This window comes from Ruegeria hyattellae, assembly GCF_041537925.1.
Classification (GTDB): domain Bacteria; phylum Pseudomonadota; class Alphaproteobacteria; order Rhodobacterales; family Rhodobacteraceae; genus Ruegeria_C.
The window spans coordinates 285,020-301,555 of the sequence record NZ_JBGOSH010000005.1; the positions used below are offsets into that span (position 1 = coordinate 285,020).

Here is a 16,536-nt window from a genome sequence, read left to right on the forward strand (position 1 = left end):
TCTGTCGCCGACCGGTCGGGTCTGAGGCGACGCCGAGACCCAGGACCAAGGCGCATCCACAACGCCAAGGAAGGGTGAACCATGGCGAAAACTATCGGAAATCCAATCAGTTGGGCCGCCCGCAACCTGGGCAGCACCAGCGACCACGTGGGCGAGGCGATCTCGGGGCTGGGCGGCGAGACCAAAGCCGAGATACCGATGGTCCAGGTGCTGACAATGCGTGACATCCCGGCCTGCCTGCGGGCCGGATATGACGATTTCATCGCCACCCGCGCCGATGCAATCTTTGCCATCGCGATCTATCCAATCGCGGGGCTGATCCTGTTCGGGATGGGCATGCAGATGGACCTTGTACCGCTGCTTGCACCTCTTGTGTTGGGATTCGCGCTGGTGGGTCCGGCCGCGGCGGTCGGCCTTTATGAAATCAGTCGCAGGCGCGAGGCCGGTCTGGACGCGCGCTGGCGGCACGCGTTTGGTGTCTTTCGCGCGCCCTCTTTCGGGTCGATCTTTGTATTGGCGCTTTACCTGGTCATGTTGTTTCTGGTCTGGATGATGGCAGCGCAGAGCATCTATGCCGCCACGCTTGGGCCCGAGCCGCCGGCCTCGGTCATGGCGTTTGTGGGTGACCTGCTCACTACGCCGCAGGGCTGGGCCCTGATCGTCGCGGGCAACGCGGTGGGGCTTCTGTTTGCGGTCATTGCACTGGCCGTCAGCGTGGTCAGCTTTCCGCTGCTGCTGGAGCGCAAGGTCGGCGTGCCGGTCGCAGTGGTCACCTCGGTTCGAGTGCTGCGCCAAAACCCCGCCGTCATATTGAGCTGGGGCGCGATGGTTGCGGCGCTGCTGGTTCTGGGTTCGATCCCCTTCATGCTGGGGCTGATCGTCGTGCTGCCCGTGCTGGGCCATGCCACCTGGCATCTCTACCGGCGCGCGGTGGCCTAGCCACCCACGTTCAGGACGATCTTGCCGATATGGTTCGAGGCCTCCATCCGCGCATGGGCCTGCGCCGCATCGTCCAGATCAAAGCTGCTATCCATGACCGGGGCGACGCGCCCGGCCTCAAGCAGTGGCCAGACTGCCTCGCGCAGGTTCTGCGCGATCTGCGCCTTGGCCAGATCGCTTTGCGGGCGCAGGGTGCTGCCGGTCAGCGTCAGCCGCTTGACCATCATCATCGCAAAGTTCAGTTCGACCACCGGGCCTTGCAGGAACGCGATCTGCACCAGCCTGCCATCATTGGCCAACGCCTTGACGTTGCGGGGGATGTAATCGCCTCCCACCATGTCGAGGATCAGGTCTGCGCCGCCCTCGGCTTTCACCACCTTCACGAAATCCTCGTCGCGGTAGTTGATCGCGCGCTCGGCGCCAAGATCGGCGCAGGCCTTGCACTTCGCCTCGGAGCCCGCGGTCGCGAACACCCGCGCGCCAAACGCATTGGCAAGCTGAATGGCGGTGGTACCGATCCCGCTGGAACCGCCATGAACCAGAAACCGCTCACCCGCCTTCAGCCCGCCACGGGAGAAGACATTGGACCAGACGGTAAAGAAAGTCTCGGGCAGGCAAGCCGCCTCTTTCATTCCCATCCCCTTGGGAACCGGCAGGCAATGGGCGGCAGAGGTCGCGACATATTCGGCATATCCACCGCCCGGCAACAGCGCGCAGACCTGATCACCGACGGCTAGCGACGTGACGCCATCGCCCAGCGCCACCACCTCACCCGACGCTTCCAGCCCTGGCAGATCGCTGGCGCCGGGCGGCGGGTCATAGGCCCCGGCCCGCTGCAGCGCGTCGGGCCTGTTCACACCGGCATAGGCGACCCTGAGTACCACCTGGCCCAGTTCCGGTTCGGGAACCGGGCGCTGCACGGGGTTCAGCACCTCCGGGCCGCCGGGTTTTGAAATTTCGACGGCACGCATCATCTGGGTCATTCCATCTGGTCCTTGTGGCTCGGGTTTGCAGCAGGGGCGAATTTATCGGCGCGGGCGCAGAAGGCCCGGAAGATCGACACGCGGCGCGCGCGTGGGTGCGCGGATCTGTTTGGACAACCACATTGGCCCAGCCATGAAGGGTTTCAGCAACGGGTTTGCATTCACCTGCGCCTTGACCTTTTCAATCGTCATGACGTCTTCGATGCGCCGATCGAGAAAGGTCCATGTCGCGGCATTGTCAGCCGAATCATCCCCCATCCAGAATAGCAGCGTCGAGGAATAGACCCCCGAGAGCAGCCCACGTTTGGTATACCAGTTCAGGTCGTCCGACGAGTCGCCCAGCGCCGCCCAGATCAGATCGCAGGTATTCCAGATCGCTCGGGTGCCCTCGGCCGCAAGATGCGGCAGGGCAAACAGAACGACACCCCGGCGCACCGCCTCTTTTTCGTTAGGCGTGCTGGCCGCTTCGATCCGGCAGCGCACGGCCAATGTGACCCGTTCACGTATCTTGAGCGCGCTCAGGTCGGTGTCCTCAAGGCGTTTGAGCATGATGTCATCGCCGCGCTTGTGAAAGGCCAGCGCCAGGTCGACCGCCCCGCGCGGACAGGCCGCCTGTGCCACGGTCCGGTCCAGACCGGTATCTGCGACCGCCGCGTCGAAACAGGCGGCGCACCAACCTTCAAAGGGCACATGATTAAGCGCCGCGTCCAGAAGCTGGTCGCGCACGGTCTCGTAAGGCATTGTCATGGCGTAACTCCTTTGTCTGCCCCACTACTAGACAAGTTCGCGGCGCTTTGCTATATCGCCACTTCCTGCAATTTCCTTGCAACTCATATCTAGAAAGGTGGTGACAACCACATGCAGGTTAGTGTTCGCGACAACAATGTCGATCAGGCGCTCCGTGCCCTGAAGAAGAAGCTGCAGCGCGAAGGCGTGTTCCGCGAAATGAAGCTCAAGCAACATTTCGAGAAGCCGTCCGAGAAGAAAGCGCGCGAGAAGGCAGAAGCGATCCGTCGTGCCCGTAAGCTGGCACGCAAAAAAGCCCAGCGCGAAGGTCTGCTCTGATCCCTTCCCGTCCAGCTTTGGACGACACTATTTGACGACCCCCGAGGCATCGCCCGGGGGTTTGTCGTTTCAGGACCGGGGTAATCCGCTGGCGTCATAGGCGATTGACGCAGCATTCCGCCTTTTCGCCCCTAAGCGACCTTTTGCCCGGCATTTTACAGCCGTGCGAATCCCGCGTTGGCAGCGCCCAGCCGCTTAGATGCAACCTTTGATGGCGCGCCTCTTTCAGACTGTCTGCGGCTCCTTCTATCTCGTCGCTGTCCTTTCGGACACAGGCAAAAAAAGGAGGCTGAAATGTCGAATGCAAACACGGTCGAACGCGAGATGCTGGCGTTGATAAACCAGGAACGCACCTCACGCGGGATCGAGCCGCTGCAACTGGAAACCCGTTTGAATGCATCGGCCGAGGATCACAGTACATGGATGTTGGACAGCGACAATTTCTCGCATACCGGTGAGGCCGGTTCGAGCGCGCAGGAGCGCATGCAAGATGCGGGCTTCGAGTTCTCAGGCAATTGGCGGTCGGGCGAGAACATCGCCTGGCAATCGGAACGCGGCGCGCCCGGTAACAGCGATGACGTGGCCGATCTGCATGCCGGGCTCATGGACAGCCCCGGACACCGGGCCAATATCCTGAACCCCGATTACAGATATATCGGGATCGGGGTCGAGGATGGCGATCTCAATGGCTGGGATGCCGTCATGGTCACGCAAAACTTTGCGACCACCGATGCGTCGGTCCTGCTCGACATCCCGCCCGAGGATACGCCGCCGGCTGAACCGGAAACCCCGGTCGCCGAGACGCCCTCGCCCGAGGATGAACAGACAGATGGCGAAGACCCCGATGTCGACGTCACAGATGTCGAAGACCCCGAGACGGAGGGACCGGACACCGATGTCACTGACACCGAGGACCCCGAGACCGAAGAACCGGGCACCGACGTCACTGACACTGAAGACCCCGAGACCGAAGAACCGGGCACCGACGTCACTGACACCGAGGACACCGAGACCGAAGAACCGGGCACCGACGTCACTGACACCGAGGACCCCGAAACCGAGGAACCGGGCACCGACGTCACTGACACCGAAGACCCCGAGACCGAAGAACCGGACACCGATGTTACCGACAACGGCGATCCGGGCGGCTGCGAGGATGTCATCCGAGCGCATGTCACCAGTATTCTCGAAGAGGTGCAGGACTTCGTCGATCAGTTCGACTGGTGCGCGCCCGGGACGAATGACGCCGATGTTGCGGATATTGCAACCGGGCTGGTTGGTCTCTGGCTTGTCACCGAGGTCTTTGACACCTTCTTCGACACACCCGAGGACCCCGCGCAAACCGAGATCGTCATGAACACCTGTGGCGCCGAGGATGATGACATGATGATGCGGCCCGACATGGACGGCTGCATGTTCGACTTCGTCTGATCCCCTGACGCATAGGCTGGCCCGGCAGTGCGCCGGGCCAGCGCTGTCGCTCAGTAAACCTTTGGCACGTAAAGTTCGTCGGGCAGAACCTGGCGTTCGTATTCCGGATTATATTTGCGATCCGGCAGCGTGACCTTTTCGCCGGGCACGTCCTCATAGGGGATCTGCGTCAGCAGATGCTCGATGCAGTTCAGCCGCTCGCGTTTCTTGTCGTTGCCTTCGACGATGTACCAGGGCGCCTCGGGGATGTTGGTGCGCGCGAACATCTCTTCCTTGGCTTTGGTATAGTCTTCCCAGCGGATGCGGGATTCCAGATCCATCGGGCTCAGCTTCCACTGTTTCATCGGATCGTGGATACGCATGAGGAATCGCAGCTGTTGTTCTTCGTCTGTGATCGAGAACCAATATTTCAATAGGATGATCCCCGACCGTTTCAGCATCCGTTCGAATTCGGGAACGTCCTGAAAGAACTGCTCTACCTGATCTTCGGTGGCAAAGCCCATCACCCGCTCGACCCCTGCACGGTTGTACCAGGAGCGGTCGAACAACACGATCTCGCCTCCCGAGGGCAGATGCGGCACGTAGCGCTGAAAATACCACTGGCTCTGTTCCCGGCGCGAGGGCGCGGGCAGCGCGACCACGCGTGCGACGCGCGGGTTCAGGCGTTGGGTGATGCGTTTTATGACGCCCCCCTTGCCAGCTGAATCCCGCCCCTCCATCAGGATCAGTACCCTGGCCCCAGTATGCTGCACCCAATCCTGCAGCTTGATCAGTTCCGCCTGCAGTCGCAGCAGATTGCGGAAATAGACCCTCCGATCGAGCATTCCGGGATTCTGCGACTTATACAGCTTGCGGATCTCCATCGACAGCATCGGTTCGCTGAACTCGATCTCGAAATCCTCGTCCAGCGTATCCTCCAACTCGGCCTCAAGCCATTTCATGCCCAGGTCTTCGGAATCGTCGGTCAAGGTCAGCTCCTTCTCTCGGTTCACAATCGGATGTATGCCATATCCGGCGCGTGTAAATCTCTGATGTCGGTCAAATCTGGGTCAGCACCCTGTTCCGAACACAACATAATCGCCCGCCTCGCAGGGCGAGGCAAGCCCCGTGCACCGCGCAAACGGCTCAGACCGGAAGCGCAGTGGTCTTGAACACGGTACGCAACGCAAACGAGGACTGCATCTGCGCAACTCCCGGCAACCGCGCCAGATATTGCCGATGGATGCGCGCGAAATCATCTGTGTTTTCGGCAACGACCTTGAGGATATAATCCGCCGTGCCCGCCATCAGATGGCATTCCAGCACGTCCGGTATCCGGGACACGCCCTTCTCGAACGCGTCCAGCACCTCATCCGCCTGCCCCTGCAGCGTGATCTCGACAAACACCGTGGTCGGGACGCCCAGCTTGCGGGCATCCAGCAGCGCCACGTAGTCGCGGATATAGCCCTCGGCCTCCAGCCGCTGCACGCGCCGGTGACAGGCCGATGGCGACAGGTTCACCTTCTCGGACAGGTCGGCGTTCGACATGCGGCCCTTTTTCTGAAGTTCAGTGAGAATCCGTCGATCTGTTGCATCCAGGGTCAAACGCGCAAGCCTTTTGCATGATTTATCCAAATTTTCGAAGAATATACACCAATTGCGGCGAAATACGAGGAAGGTTTCACAGAAATCCCCCCGGTTTTATGCCCATATTTTAGGCAGTTTGCGAATTTGGAGTGAGACAATGAGAATCGGGTGCCCGAAAGAGATCAAGCCGCAGGAATTCCGCGTCGGCATGACGCCCAATGCCGCGTATGAAGCGGTGCAGCATGGTCATGAGGTGATCATCGAAACCAATGCCGGGGCCGGATCGGGCTTTGAGGATGCCGATTATGTCGCCGCAGGCGCACGGATCGTTGATACGGCAGAAGAGGTGTTCGCCACCGCCGACATGATCGTCAAGGTCAAGGAACCACAGGCGGTCGAACGCAAGATGCTGCGCGAAGGCCAGCTCTTGTTTACCTATTTGCATCTGGCCCCCGATCCGGATCAGACCCATGATCTGCTGGCCTCGGGCTGTACCGCCATCGCTTATGAAACCGTGACCGACAATGCCGGAGGCCTGCCGCTGCTAGCGCCTATGTCCGAGGTCGCCGGACGGCTGGCGCCGCAAGTGGGTGCCTGGACCTTGCAAAAAGCCAATGGTGGGCGCGGCGTGCTGATGGGCGGCGTGCCCGGCGTCGGCCCGGCGCGGGTCGTGGTGATCGGCGGCGGCGTTGTGGGCACCCATGCGGCGCGTATCGCGGCGGGGATGGGCGCCGATGTGACCGTGCTCGATCGCTCGCTCAACCGGCTGAAATACCTCGATGACGTCTTTGGCGGAACCTTCAAGAACCAGTATTCGACTGCCGGATCAACTATAGAACTGGTGCGTCAGGCGGATATGGTGATCGGCGCGGTTCTGATCCCCGGTGCCGCAGCACCCAAGCTGATCACGAAAGCGCAGCTGTCCGAGATGAAGCCGGGCGCGGCGATCGTGGATGTGGCAATCGATCAGGGCGGCTGTTTCGAGACATCCAAGGCCACCACCCACGCTGAGCCGATCTATAATGTGGACGGGATCATGCACTACTGCGTGGCCAACATGCCGGGCGCGGTGGCGCGGACCTCGACCATTGCTTTGGGCAATGCCACAATGCCGTTCCTGCTGGCGTTGGCGGACAAGGGCTGGAAACAGGCCTGCCAGGACGACCCGCATCTGCTGAACGGGCTGAATGTGCATGCCGGGCAACTGACCTATTACGCAGTCGGCAAGGCGCTGGGGATTGACGTGGTCTCGCCCTCGGTCGCGGTCAAATCCTGACGCGCCGGAACACAGAAAACGCCGCGCTATGCGCGGCGTTTCGTCAGTGAGTGGTGGGTAGTGAATTCTCGCAACCCAATGGGCCTCATCCGGCCTTCTGGATCTCGACCGCGTGCGGATACGGGATTGAGATGCCCTGCGCGTCGAATGCTTCCTTCACCTTCTGGGTCAGCATGAATTTCAGATCCCAGTAATCGGCGGCATTGCACCAGAGCCGCGCTGTCAGATCGACCGAGCTGTCGCCCAGATTGGTGACCCGCACCCAAGGCTCGGGATCGGACAGAACCCGACCATCGGCCTGCGCGGTGTCCAGGATGATCTTCATCGCAGCATCGGCGTTGTCGCCATAATCGATGCCAAAAACCAGATCGACCCGGCGCGTGTCATGGGCCGAAAAGTTGATGATGATCGAGCCCCAGGCCTGACCGTTAGGCACGATGATCTGCACGTTGTCAGGCGTCACCAGTTCAGTGGTGAACAGGTTGACCTCCTGCACTGTGCCTGCGGTGCCGCCGATATCGACATATTGGCCCAGCTTGTAGGGTCGGAAAACCACGATCATCACACCAGCGGCAAGATCGCTGAGCGTGCCCTGTAGCGCCAGACCGATCGCCAGCGACGCGGCACCAAGAACCGCGACGACACTGGTGGCCTCGATCCCGAAGATGCCAAGCACGGCGACGATGACCATCGCCAGAATCGCCCATTTCACCATACTCGCCAGGAAGTTCCCCAGCGTGGGGTCGATATGAGGCGTTGAATTCACCTTGCGGCGCACCATTCCGCCGATGGCTCCGGCCACGATCCAGCCGACAATGAGAACGGCAAGCGCCTTGGCCGCGTTGAGTATCATCGGCCAGACAAATTCCGTCTGAGTGAGTAGTTCTTCCACGTGCAACTCCAATATTATCGCGTGATTCCCGCGCATTCGGCTGCGGGGTCGCGCCGGATCATCCAGCAAAAGCGCGAATGGGTCTAGGTAAGGATTGCACACCTGTTCCCCGTAACTCGGGCGGGACCGGATTGTACAAAGAAGGGGATCGAGTGGTTTCCTGATGTTCGTTTGAGTTTTCAGTGAAACGTGGCTGGGGTGGTAGGATTCGAACCTACGATACACAGTACCAAAAACTGCTGCCTTACCACTTGGCTACACCCCAACGGTGAGCGGCTGTCTACGCAGTTTGCGCGAGGGGTTCAAGGGTCCTTTGTCACTTTTTTTGGGTCTTTTGAACCGATCTTATTTAGCGGCACCAATGAGCCGAGCAACCCGGTTTTTAATGCCTAGCCTAGGCGTTTCGAAAGGGCATGGCGCGAACCCAAGAGTATTCGCGGATGCGTTGGCGCGCTTCGATTGTTAGGGTCGAATTTTGGCCCGCCTACTCGCGAATCTCTTCTGCACCCACACCCCAAAGAACGGATTTTGGAACCCAGCCCCGATAGCCGCCCGCCGAGATTCTGCACCAGTTTTCGGAACAAGCGCCTAGCCGCGCCACGACGCCGGTTTCGAAATGGGCGCTGATCTGGGACGCGAGGTCGGGACGCGTATAGACCGGTGTCATTTCCTTCTCGACCAGCACGGTTCGCACGCCTGAGAGCAGCGCGTAATGCACCCAGCCTCCGGCTCCGTCGCGATCGCGGACCTTGCGCCAGTGGCCGTGCTCGGCCGTGATCTGAAGCGGCATGTCGCGGCGTTTGAACACCCAGTCGATCCGATGAGTCAGCGACGGCCCCCGACGCACATTGCCCTCATTGGCTTTCATCGAAACATACCGCGGCAGCGGCAGGTTGGTCACCACCCCGCGTTTGGGTTCGGCCAGAGCCACGCCGCCCGCACAGAGCAACGCACCTGCCGAAAGCGCCAGAAAGACGCGCCTTGATCCCCTGAAAATTGTCACTGACTGCCCGCCCGAAATACCGACTGCTCACTCAAAAAAGGCTGCGTCTTTGCGCATGGGGTTCTTGTGCCCCGCCCGTTCCTGCGCCACGATGGCATGGCGCGGACCTGATTGAAAAGTGCCTGGAGGAATTCGGTGGCCAGAGATCGTCTGAGTGTTGTCGTTACGCGACGGTTGCCCGATGTTGTCGAGACCCGGCTGTGCGAGTTGTTCGACGCGCGCCTGCGCGAGGATGACTCGCCGATGGAGCGCGCGGAACTGGTCTCCGCCGTTCAAAGCGCGGATGTCCTGATTCCGACCGTGACCGACAAGATTGACGCAGGCCTGCTGGGACAAGCGGGTGAAAAGCTGCGGATGATCGCCAACTACGGCGCGGGTGTGGATCATATCGACGTACAGACCGCGCGGCAGCGAGGCATCCACGTATCCAACACGCCTGGTGTGCTGACTGATGACACTGCCGATATTGCCATGGCGCTGATGCTGGCGGTGACCCGCCGCATCCCCGAAGGCTGGAACAGGATGCAGCAGGGCGACTGGACCGGTTGGGCACCCACGGCGATGCTGGGCGGACGGATCAGCGGCAAGCGTCTGGGTATCCTCGGTATGGGGCGCATCGGGCAGGCCGTAGCGAAGCGCGCGGCAGCTTTCGGTATGCAGGTGCATTATCACAACCGGCGCAGGCTGCATGCCGATATCGAACAGGCATATGAGGCCAGCTATTGGGAAAGCCTCGACCAGATGGTGGCGCGGATGGATGTGATCTCGGTCAACTGTCCGGCGACGCCCTCGACCTTTCACCTGCTGAACGCACGCAGACTCAAGCTGCTGAAACCCAACGCCGTGGTGGTGAACACCTCGCGCGGCGAGGTGATTGATGAAAACGCCTTGACCCGAATGTTGCGCGCCGGAGAGATCGCCGGCGCCGGACTGGATGTCTATGAACATGGTGCGGATGTGAACCCGCGCCTGCGCAAGCTGCCCAATGTTGTACTGCTGCCGCATATGGGTTCGGCCACGCTGGAAGGGCGAATCGAGATGGGCGAGAAGGTGATCATCAACATCAAGACCTTTGAGGATGGCCACCGCCCGCCCGATCTGGTTGTCCCGTCGATGATCTGACCCAACCTGTACCCGAGGAACACCGCCGCATGACCGAGGCCCCCCTGCTGACGCGAAACGACGATGGGATCGAAACCGCCATCAGCGTACTGAGGCAACGCTTTGGCGAGCGCCTGCACACCGGCGTGTCGATGCGCGAGCAGCATGGTCACACGACCACCTGGATCGAAAACCAGTCGCCTGACGCTGTGGTCTTTCCACAGAGCACCGATGAGGTGGCCGATGTGGTGCGCATTTGCGCCGCTCACAAAGTCCCGGTCATTGCCTTTGGCACCGGCACCTCGCTCGAAGGGCATGTGAACGCTCCGGGCGGTGGGATCTCGGTCGATCTGGGCCAGATGGACAAGGTGCTCGCCGTTCATGCGCAGGACCTCGACTGCGTGGTGCAGCCTGGCGTCACCCGTGCAGATCTGAACACCCATCTGCGTGATCAGGGACTGTTCTTTCCGATCGATCCCGGCGCCAATGCCTCACTTGGTGGCATGGCCGCGACCCGCGCCTCGGGCACCAACGCGGTGCGGTATGGCACGATGAAGGACAATGTCCTGGCGCTTGAAGCGGTGATGGCCGATGGCCGCGTCATCCGCACCGCGCAACGCGCCAAGAAGTCGTCCGCCGGATATGACCTGACCCGGTTGCTTATCGGGTCCGAAGGTACGCTGGGCATCATCACCGAGATTACCCTGCGCCTTCAAGGCATCCCCGAGGCGATCAGCTCGGCGCGCTGTTCCTTCCCAAGCGTCGATGCTGCATGTCGCGCGGTCATGATGACGATCCAGTACGGCGTGCCGGTGGCGCGGATCGAATTGCTGGATGAACTGAGCGTGCGTGCGGCCAATGCCTATTCAAAGCTGAGCCTGCCTGAAACGCCGCTCCTGCTGCTCGAATTCCACGGCTCCGAGGCCAGCGTGGTCGAGCAGGCCGACACCTTTCGCACCATCGCCGATGAGTTTGGCAGCGCGGGCTTCGCCGCGACCACTTCGACCGAAGAACGCAACCGTCTGTGGCAGGCGCGCCATGACATGTACTGGGCAACGCTGCAACTACGCCCCGGCGCGCGCGGCATCTCGACCGATGTCTGTGTCCCGATCTCGCGGCTGGCCGAATGCGTTACCGCCGCGCAGGACAAGGCGGCGGAACTGGGGCTGATGGCCCCGATCGTGGGCCATGTGGGCGACGGCAATTTCCACTCGCTGATCCTTGTGGATATGGACAGCGAGACCGAGATCACCAACGCCCGGCATTTTGTCAGCTGGTTGAACGATCTGGCGATCTCGATGGACGGCACCTGTACGGGCGAGCACGGGATCGGGCAGGGAAAGCGACCCTATCTGGTCAAAGAGCTTGGCGCTGCGACCGACTATATGGCCGCGATCAAGCAGGCGCTCGACCCTGACAACATTCTGAATCCAGGAAAAATTCTGCCCGGCTGACATTTTCTCATTTGCGTCGCCACCGCGCCTTCAGATCGCCCTGAACCAGAGGCCGAAAAAACCTGATACCATTGCCAAAAAAAAGGGTGTATCGAAAATGAGCGCGAAGGCTCTGGCGGTTTTTTGTGGGTGCCATCGCGGTGGCAGATGTCGATTACCAAACGCAAAAAAGGTCAAATCGGTCCTGTCGATGCAGCAATGCGCCGACACGTTTCAGGAAAGATTCCTGGACGCGCAGGTGGAACGCAAACTGGCGCGGACCGAGCGCGCTCACCAGAAACGGTGGAAGGCATGCGCCAGGCTCTATCTGCCGGCCTCGAGTGCAGAACGGGTGCGCGCGCGATTGCGGAGGCGATTTTTCGGTTGATGCCCGCACCGGTCCGGCACTGGCCAAGGTAAGCGAAGCCGCAGGGCCTCTGGCCTTCAAGGTCGCGGTGCAAGAGGCGACGTTGCAGGCCAATAAGGGTCGCCAAACGACAGGTTAGATCTGACCGCAAACAGGATTGCCACGCCGCTTGATCTGATCCAGTTCGGTTACCTCAAGGGGTTGAACGACCTGATGCAGTCAAAAACCGAATAAGCCAGCGCAGATGATGGCGGCCTGTTCGGCCGCCTCTTTTCCAAGCCCAAGAGAAATGCCTCAACCGCACCGCGGGCAGAGCAGGGTCTTGACGGGTTCATCGGCGGGTCGCAGCCATTCTCCAGCCATACCGAAACCGCAGAGGCGCCAACAGTTCGCGTGAGCAAGGGCAGGTCCGGGTCGGGCAGCAGGTGTGCGACCAAGGGCGCGTTTCAGCGATGCTCCCTCAGCGGCGGCCGAAAGGCGTCAAGCACTGACGAAAACGACCTGCAGGAAGCTGCGGGTCGTTTTTTTCATATCACTGGTCGGATGAATGTCGCCTGCGACTGTGCAAATGCGCCATATGGTGGCAACTGGATTCAAGGAAAGGCGCCCGGTTATGAAAACCCAAGTCAAAGCACTGGTCGTTGGCGGCGGCGCCATCGGAACCTCGATTGCCTATCATCTGGCCAAGGCAGGCTGGGACGATGTGATGCTGATCGAACGCGATGAGCTGACATCTGGTTCCACTTGGCACGCGGCGGGCCTGCTGCCGCTGTTCAACATGTCCTACGCGACAACGCATATCCACAAATACTCGGTCGATTTCTACAAGACGCTCGAGGAAGAAACCGGCCTGAACGCAGGGTTCGCCGTGGTCGGCAACCTGCGCATGGCGCAGACAGACGCGCGCATGGACGAATACATGCTCTATGCTTCGACCGCCGAGACCTGCGGCGTGCCCTACCAGTGGCTGAGCCCGGACGAAATCAAGGACCGCTGGCCGCTGATCAAGACCGAGGACCTGAAGGGCGCACTCTATCATCACACCGATGGCTATATTAACCCCGCCGACGTCACCCAGGCGATGGCCAAGGGCGCGCGCCAGCACGGGGCTGAGATCGTCCGCAAGCTGCAGGCTGATGAATTCCACTGGAATGGCACCCAATGGGAGGTCACCTGCACCAGGATGGTGGAAAAGGGCGGCAATCTGATCGAGAGCGACGAAAAGGTGGTGATCACCGCCGAACACGTGGTGACCGCCAGCGGCAACCACGCGCAGCGCACTGCCAAAAAGCTGGGCATCAAGATTCCCGCGATCCCGGTCGAGCACCAGTTCATCGTCACCGACATTGACCCGTCGCTCAAGGCGTGGCGCGAAGAGGGCAATCCCGAGCACCCCGTCATCCGCGATGCCGACGCGCAAAGCTATGTCCGCGAGGAACGCGGCGGCTGGATTCTGGGTGTGTATGAAAAGAACGCGCCCGCCTGCTTTGAGTTCGGCGTGCCGGACAGTTTCCGCGCCGACCTGTTCCCGCTGGACCTTGAGCGGATCGAAGATCAGTACATGGCGATGATCCACCGGATGCCATCCTGCGAGGAAAGTGGTCTGAAAGACGATTTCAATGGCCCGATCTGTTACACCCCCGATGGCAACCCGCTGGTCGGCCCGGCACCAGGTCTGCGCAACATGTGGCTGGCCGAAGGGTTTTCTTTCGGCATCACCGCTGCGGGTGGCACCGGTTATTATCTGGCGCAGATGATGGTCGATGGCGAGGCCGAGATCGACATGGCCTCACTGGACCCCAAACGCTATTCCAGCAACTGGATGACCACTGAGTTTGCAGCCCGCAAGAACGAAGAGTGCTACGACCACGTATACATCCTGCACCACCCGGACGAAGAACGCCCGGCAGCCCGCCCGCTGCGCACCGCGCCCGCTTATGACCGCCAGAAGGCGCGCGGCGCGCAATTCGGTTGGGTCAATGGCTGGGAACGTCCCAACTATTACGGCCCGCTGGATGCACCCGAGAGTTTCGACCACGACGCGCGGTCCTTCCGGCGCGGTGGCTGGTGGCAATACGCCGTCGAAGAGGCCAAGGCGATCCGCGAAGGCGTCGGCCTGATCGATGCGACCGCCTTTACCAAGCATGTCGTCAAAGGCCCCGGTGCGACCCAGTTCCTCGACTGGTTCACGTGCAACAAGCTGCCCAAGGTCGGGCGTATCAACCTGACCTATGCGCTGACCAGCCACGGTACCACCCGCACCGAATACACCATCGTCCGCAACGGCGAAAACACCTATTATATCGTCTCCGCCGGTGCATGGACCGAGTATGACGCAGACTACCTGCGCAAGGCGGCCGAGGACAAGATGGGCGAATTCGGGTACATTGAGATCCAGGATGTCACCACCCAGTGGGGCGTCTTTGCCATCGCCGGGCCGAAATCGCGCGACGTGCTGAAAGAGGTCATCAAGGACGCCGATCCGGAAACTACACTCTCCAACAAGCGCTTCCCGTGGCTGTCGGCGCGTCAGATCGAACTGGGCATGTGCCCGGTCAACGCGATCCGCGTGGCGTATACCGGAGAGCTCGGCTGGGAACTGCATCACCCGATGGAGATGCAGAATTATCTGTTCGACCTGTTGGAAAAAGCGGGCGAGAAGCACGGCATGAAACTGGTCGGCGCCCGCGCCCAGAACTGGCTGCGGCAGGAGAAATCCTATCGTGCCTTCGGCACCGAACTTGGCCGTGATGCCACACCGCTCGAGGCTGACCTGCCGCGCTTTGTCGACCTGTCCAAGGAGTTCCACGGCAAGGCCAAGCTGGAAGAGACCGGCGTGCGGGCGAAATGCTGCACCCTGCTGATCGACGGACCCGAAGATGCCGACCCCTGGGGCCGCGAAGTGCTCTACACGCCGGAAGGCGAGCGTGTCGGTCGTCTGACTTCGGGTGGTTATTCGGTGGCCTTCGAGAAATCAATCGGAATGGGTTATGTGAAACCCGAGCTGACCGTTGAGGGCACTGTGCTGAAGGTCAAAATGCAGGACAAGCTGTGGGATGCGACAGTGACCTGCGACAGTCCTTATGACCCCAAGAACGAAGTCATCCGCAAGGACGGCTAAGAAAAAAGGCGGGGTGTTCACCCCGCCTTTTCTTTGACCTCAGGCCGCGCGTCGACGTGGGCGGCGGCGTTTATTGGCCTGCCCGTTACCGCCCTTCGGGGCTCCACCTTGCGGTTTGCCTCGACCACGGCGATTACCGCCACCGCGATTGGGTTTGGCGGGGGCCACGGCCTCGGGCATTTCGCCGCTGGCGACGGGGATCTCGATCTTCATGACCTTCTGGATCTGCAACAGCAGATCAATTTCATCTGCTGCGCACAGCGTGATCGCCTCGCCCTCGCGGCCCGCGCGCGCGGTCCGTCCGATGCGGTGGACATAGTTGTCGGGCACGTTGGGCAGGTCATAATTGACCACATAGGCCACGCCGGGAATATCGATGCCGCGCGCAGCCACATCGGTGGCAACCAGAGTGGTCACCGTGCCGTCGCGAAACGCCTTGATGGCGCGGTCGCGCTGGCCCTGGCTTTTGTTGCCGTGGATCGAGGCGGCGTTATAGCCATCCGCGACCAGTTGCCGGGTCATTTTCTCGACGCCGTGCTTGGTGCGTCCGAATACCAGCGTCAGTGCGTCAAGATCCCGAGACAGAATCTCGCGCAACTTGGCGCTCTTTTGGGGCTTTTCGACAAAGTGGACCGACTGGGTGATCTTGTCGGCGGCCTTGCCCGGGGGCGAAACCTGCACCCGGCGCGGGTTGTCCAGATAGGCGCGGCTCAGTTCTTCCATCTGTTTCGGCATCGTGGCCGAAAACAGCATGGTCTGGCGCGGCGTTCCCAGAGCGGGTGCGATCTTGCGCAACGCATGGATGAAACCCATGTCCAGCATCTGGTCGGCTTCATCCAGCACGAGGTGCCGCACCGTGCTCAGGTCGACAGCGCGGCGTTCCATCAGGTCGATCAGGCGGCCCGGTGTCGCGACCAGAATGTCGGTTCCGCGCGCGAGCGTGCTGATCTGGCGGTTCAACGATTGCCCGCCGACTACGATGTTCACACGTAACCGGGTCTCGCCGGTCAGGTTACGCAGGCTGTCAGCGATCTGGTTCACCAATTCGCGGGTAGGTGCGAGGATTAGCGCCTTTGCAGTTTTTGGGGCGGGCTTGCCAGGCATTTCAAGCAAGTGCTGGATCAGTGGAAGGCCAAACGCTAGCGTCTTGCCGGTGCCGGTCTGGGCCAGGCCCAAGACGTCATGTCCTTCCAGCGCAAGCGGAATCGCTTGATCCTGGATAGGTGTGGGATGTGAGAAACCGGACTTTTTCAAAGTATCGGTCAGCGCCGGCACGAGGCCGAGCGTATTAAAATCGAACAAAGTATCTCTTTCCTGCCACCTCTCTGGTGGCGCACGAGGATACAGCAAAACCTCGGC

Annotated in this window: 14 protein-coding genes and 1 tRNA gene; 7 read left to right on the forward strand and 8 right to left on the reverse strand. The window is 60.9% G+C overall.

All coding sequences use genetic code 11. The features are described from left to right. Positions 1–81: 81 nt before the first annotated feature. Positions 82–939 carry a DUF2189 domain-containing protein gene (locus AB1E33_RS14725; RefSeq protein ID WP_372578026.1) on the forward strand — a complete coding sequence of 286 codons (858 nt, stop codon included), beginning with the start codon at positions 82–84 and terminating at the stop codon, positions 937–939. Here AB1E33_RS14725 and AB1E33_RS14730 read toward each other — a convergent pair. Then, positions 936–1,922, reverse strand: coding sequence for an NAD(P)H-quinone oxidoreductase (locus tag AB1E33_RS14730; RefSeq protein WP_372578027.1), 987 nt, complete (start codon positions 1,920–1,922; stop codon positions 936–938). The two genes, AB1E33_RS14725 and AB1E33_RS14730, sit on opposite strands and share 4 nt — an antisense overlap. 42 nt (positions 1,923–1,964) lie before the next feature. Then, a complete protein-coding gene (locus AB1E33_RS14735) occupies positions 1,965–2,669 on the reverse strand; it encodes a COQ9 family protein (protein WP_372578028.1) in 705 nt (234 codons plus the stop codon). Between the two features lie 111 nt (positions 2,670–2,780). Here AB1E33_RS14735 and rpsU point away from each other — a divergent pair, with 111 nt between their 5' ends. Both rpsU and AB1E33_RS14745 read left to right on the forward strand, forming a co-directional pair. Next, positions 2,781–2,987 carry a 30S ribosomal protein S21 gene (rpsU, locus tag AB1E33_RS14740; protein WP_005614280.1) on the forward strand — a complete coding sequence of 69 codons (207 nt, stop codon included), beginning with the start codon at positions 2,781–2,783 and terminating at the stop codon, positions 2,985–2,987. A gap of 294 nt (positions 2,988–3,281) precedes the next feature. Beyond that, a complete protein-coding gene (locus AB1E33_RS14745; protein ID WP_372578029.1) occupies positions 3,282–4,418 on the forward strand; it encodes a CAP domain-containing protein in 1,137 nt (378 codons plus the stop codon). A 50-nt stretch (positions 4,419–4,468) separates the two neighbouring features. Here the strand turns inward: AB1E33_RS14745 and ppk2 are convergent, their stop codons facing one another. Continuing rightward, positions 4,469–5,359 carry a polyphosphate kinase 2 gene (gene ppk2 / locus AB1E33_RS14750; RefSeq protein ID WP_372578175.1) on the reverse strand — a complete coding sequence of 297 codons (891 nt, stop codon included), beginning with the start codon at positions 5,357–5,359 and terminating at the stop codon, positions 4,469–4,471. Positions 5,360–5,543: 184 nt separating this feature from the next. After that, a complete protein-coding gene (locus AB1E33_RS14755) occupies positions 5,544–6,002 on the reverse strand; it encodes an Lrp/AsnC family transcriptional regulator (protein WP_372578030.1) in 459 nt (152 codons plus the stop codon). Between the two features lie 139 nt (positions 6,003–6,141). Between AB1E33_RS14755 and ald the strand changes: the two genes are divergently transcribed. Next, positions 6,142–7,260: an alanine dehydrogenase gene (gene ald, locus AB1E33_RS14760; RefSeq protein WP_372578031.1), complete on the forward strand. Its 1,119-nt coding sequence runs from the start codon at positions 6,142–6,144 to the stop codon at positions 7,258–7,260. Between the two features lie 85 nt (positions 7,261–7,345). On the opposite strand, the gene AB1E33_RS14765 is transcribed toward ald, so the two are convergent. From AB1E33_RS14765 to AB1E33_RS14775, 3 genes are all read right to left on the reverse strand, one after another. Further along, entirely contained in the window at positions 7,346–8,113 is a 768-nt protein-coding gene (locus AB1E33_RS14765) for a mechanosensitive ion channel family protein (protein WP_372578176.1), read from the reverse strand. Between the two features lie 229 nt (positions 8,114–8,342). After that, positions 8,343–8,417: transfer RNA gene (locus AB1E33_RS14770), tRNA-Gln, on the reverse strand. 219 nt (positions 8,418–8,636) lie between these two features. Further along, positions 8,637–9,155: an SH3 domain-containing protein gene (locus AB1E33_RS14775; RefSeq protein WP_372578032.1), complete on the reverse strand. Its 519-nt coding sequence runs from the start codon at positions 9,153–9,155 to the stop codon at positions 8,637–8,639. A gap of 135 nt (positions 9,156–9,290) precedes the next feature. Here AB1E33_RS14775 and AB1E33_RS14780 point away from each other — a divergent pair, with 135 nt between their 5' ends. From AB1E33_RS14780 to AB1E33_RS14790, 3 genes are all read left to right on the forward strand, one after another. Continuing rightward, complete coding sequence (locus AB1E33_RS14780; protein WP_372578033.1) at positions 9,291–10,277, forward strand: 2-hydroxyacid dehydrogenase; 987 nt, start codon at positions 9,291–9,293, stop codon at positions 10,275–10,277. A gap of 29 nt (positions 10,278–10,306) precedes the next feature. Then, the gene (locus tag AB1E33_RS14785) at positions 10,307–11,710 is read left to right on the forward strand and encodes an FAD-binding oxidoreductase (RefSeq protein ID WP_372578034.1); all 1,404 of its coding nucleotides are present in this window, start codon (positions 10,307–10,309) and stop codon (positions 11,708–11,710) included. 959 nt (positions 11,711–12,669) lie between these two features. After that, positions 12,670–15,177, forward strand: coding sequence for a GcvT family protein (locus AB1E33_RS14790; RefSeq protein WP_372578035.1), 2,508 nt, complete (start codon positions 12,670–12,672; stop codon positions 15,175–15,177). A 39-nt stretch (positions 15,178–15,216) separates the two neighbouring features. Here the strand turns inward: AB1E33_RS14790 and AB1E33_RS14795 are convergent, their stop codons facing one another. Further along, complete coding sequence (locus AB1E33_RS14795) at positions 15,217–16,479, reverse strand: DEAD/DEAH box helicase (RefSeq protein ID WP_372578036.1); 1,263 nt, start codon at positions 16,477–16,479, stop codon at positions 15,217–15,219. Between the last annotated feature and the right edge of the window lie 57 nt (positions 16,480–16,536).

Coding starts and splice junctions, on each gene's coding strand:
- AB1E33_RS14725 (WP_372578026.1), top strand. CDS start 82: ATGGCGAAAACTATCGGAAATCCAATCAGTTGGGCCGCCCGCAACCTG.
- AB1E33_RS14730 (WP_372578027.1), bottom strand. CDS start 1,922: ATGACCCAGATGATGCGTGCCGTCGAAATTTCAAAACCCGGCGGCCCG.
- AB1E33_RS14735 (WP_372578028.1), bottom strand. CDS start 2,669: ATGACAATGCCTTACGAGACCGTGCGCGACCAGCTTCTGGACGCGGCG.
- rpsU (WP_005614280.1), top strand. CDS start 2,781: ATGCAGGTTAGTGTTCGCGACAACAATGTCGATCAGGCGCTCCGTGCC.
- AB1E33_RS14745 (WP_372578029.1), top strand. CDS start 3,282: ATGTCGAATGCAAACACGGTCGAACGCGAGATGCTGGCGTTGATAAAC.
- ppk2 (WP_372578175.1), bottom strand. CDS start 5,359: ATGAAATGGCTTGAGGCCGAGTTGGAGGATACGCTGGACGAGGATTTC.
- ald (WP_372578031.1), top strand. CDS start 6,142: ATGAGAATCGGGTGCCCGAAAGAGATCAAGCCGCAGGAATTCCGCGTC.
- AB1E33_RS14765 (WP_372578176.1), bottom strand. CDS start 8,113: ATGATACTCAACGCGGCCAAGGCGCTTGCCGTTCTCATTGTCGGCTGG.
- AB1E33_RS14785 (WP_372578034.1), top strand. CDS start 10,307: ATGACCGAGGCCCCCCTGCTGACGCGAAACGACGATGGGATCGAAACC.
- AB1E33_RS14790 (WP_372578035.1), top strand. CDS start 12,670: ATGAAAACCCAAGTCAAAGCACTGGTCGTTGGCGGCGGCGCCATCGGA.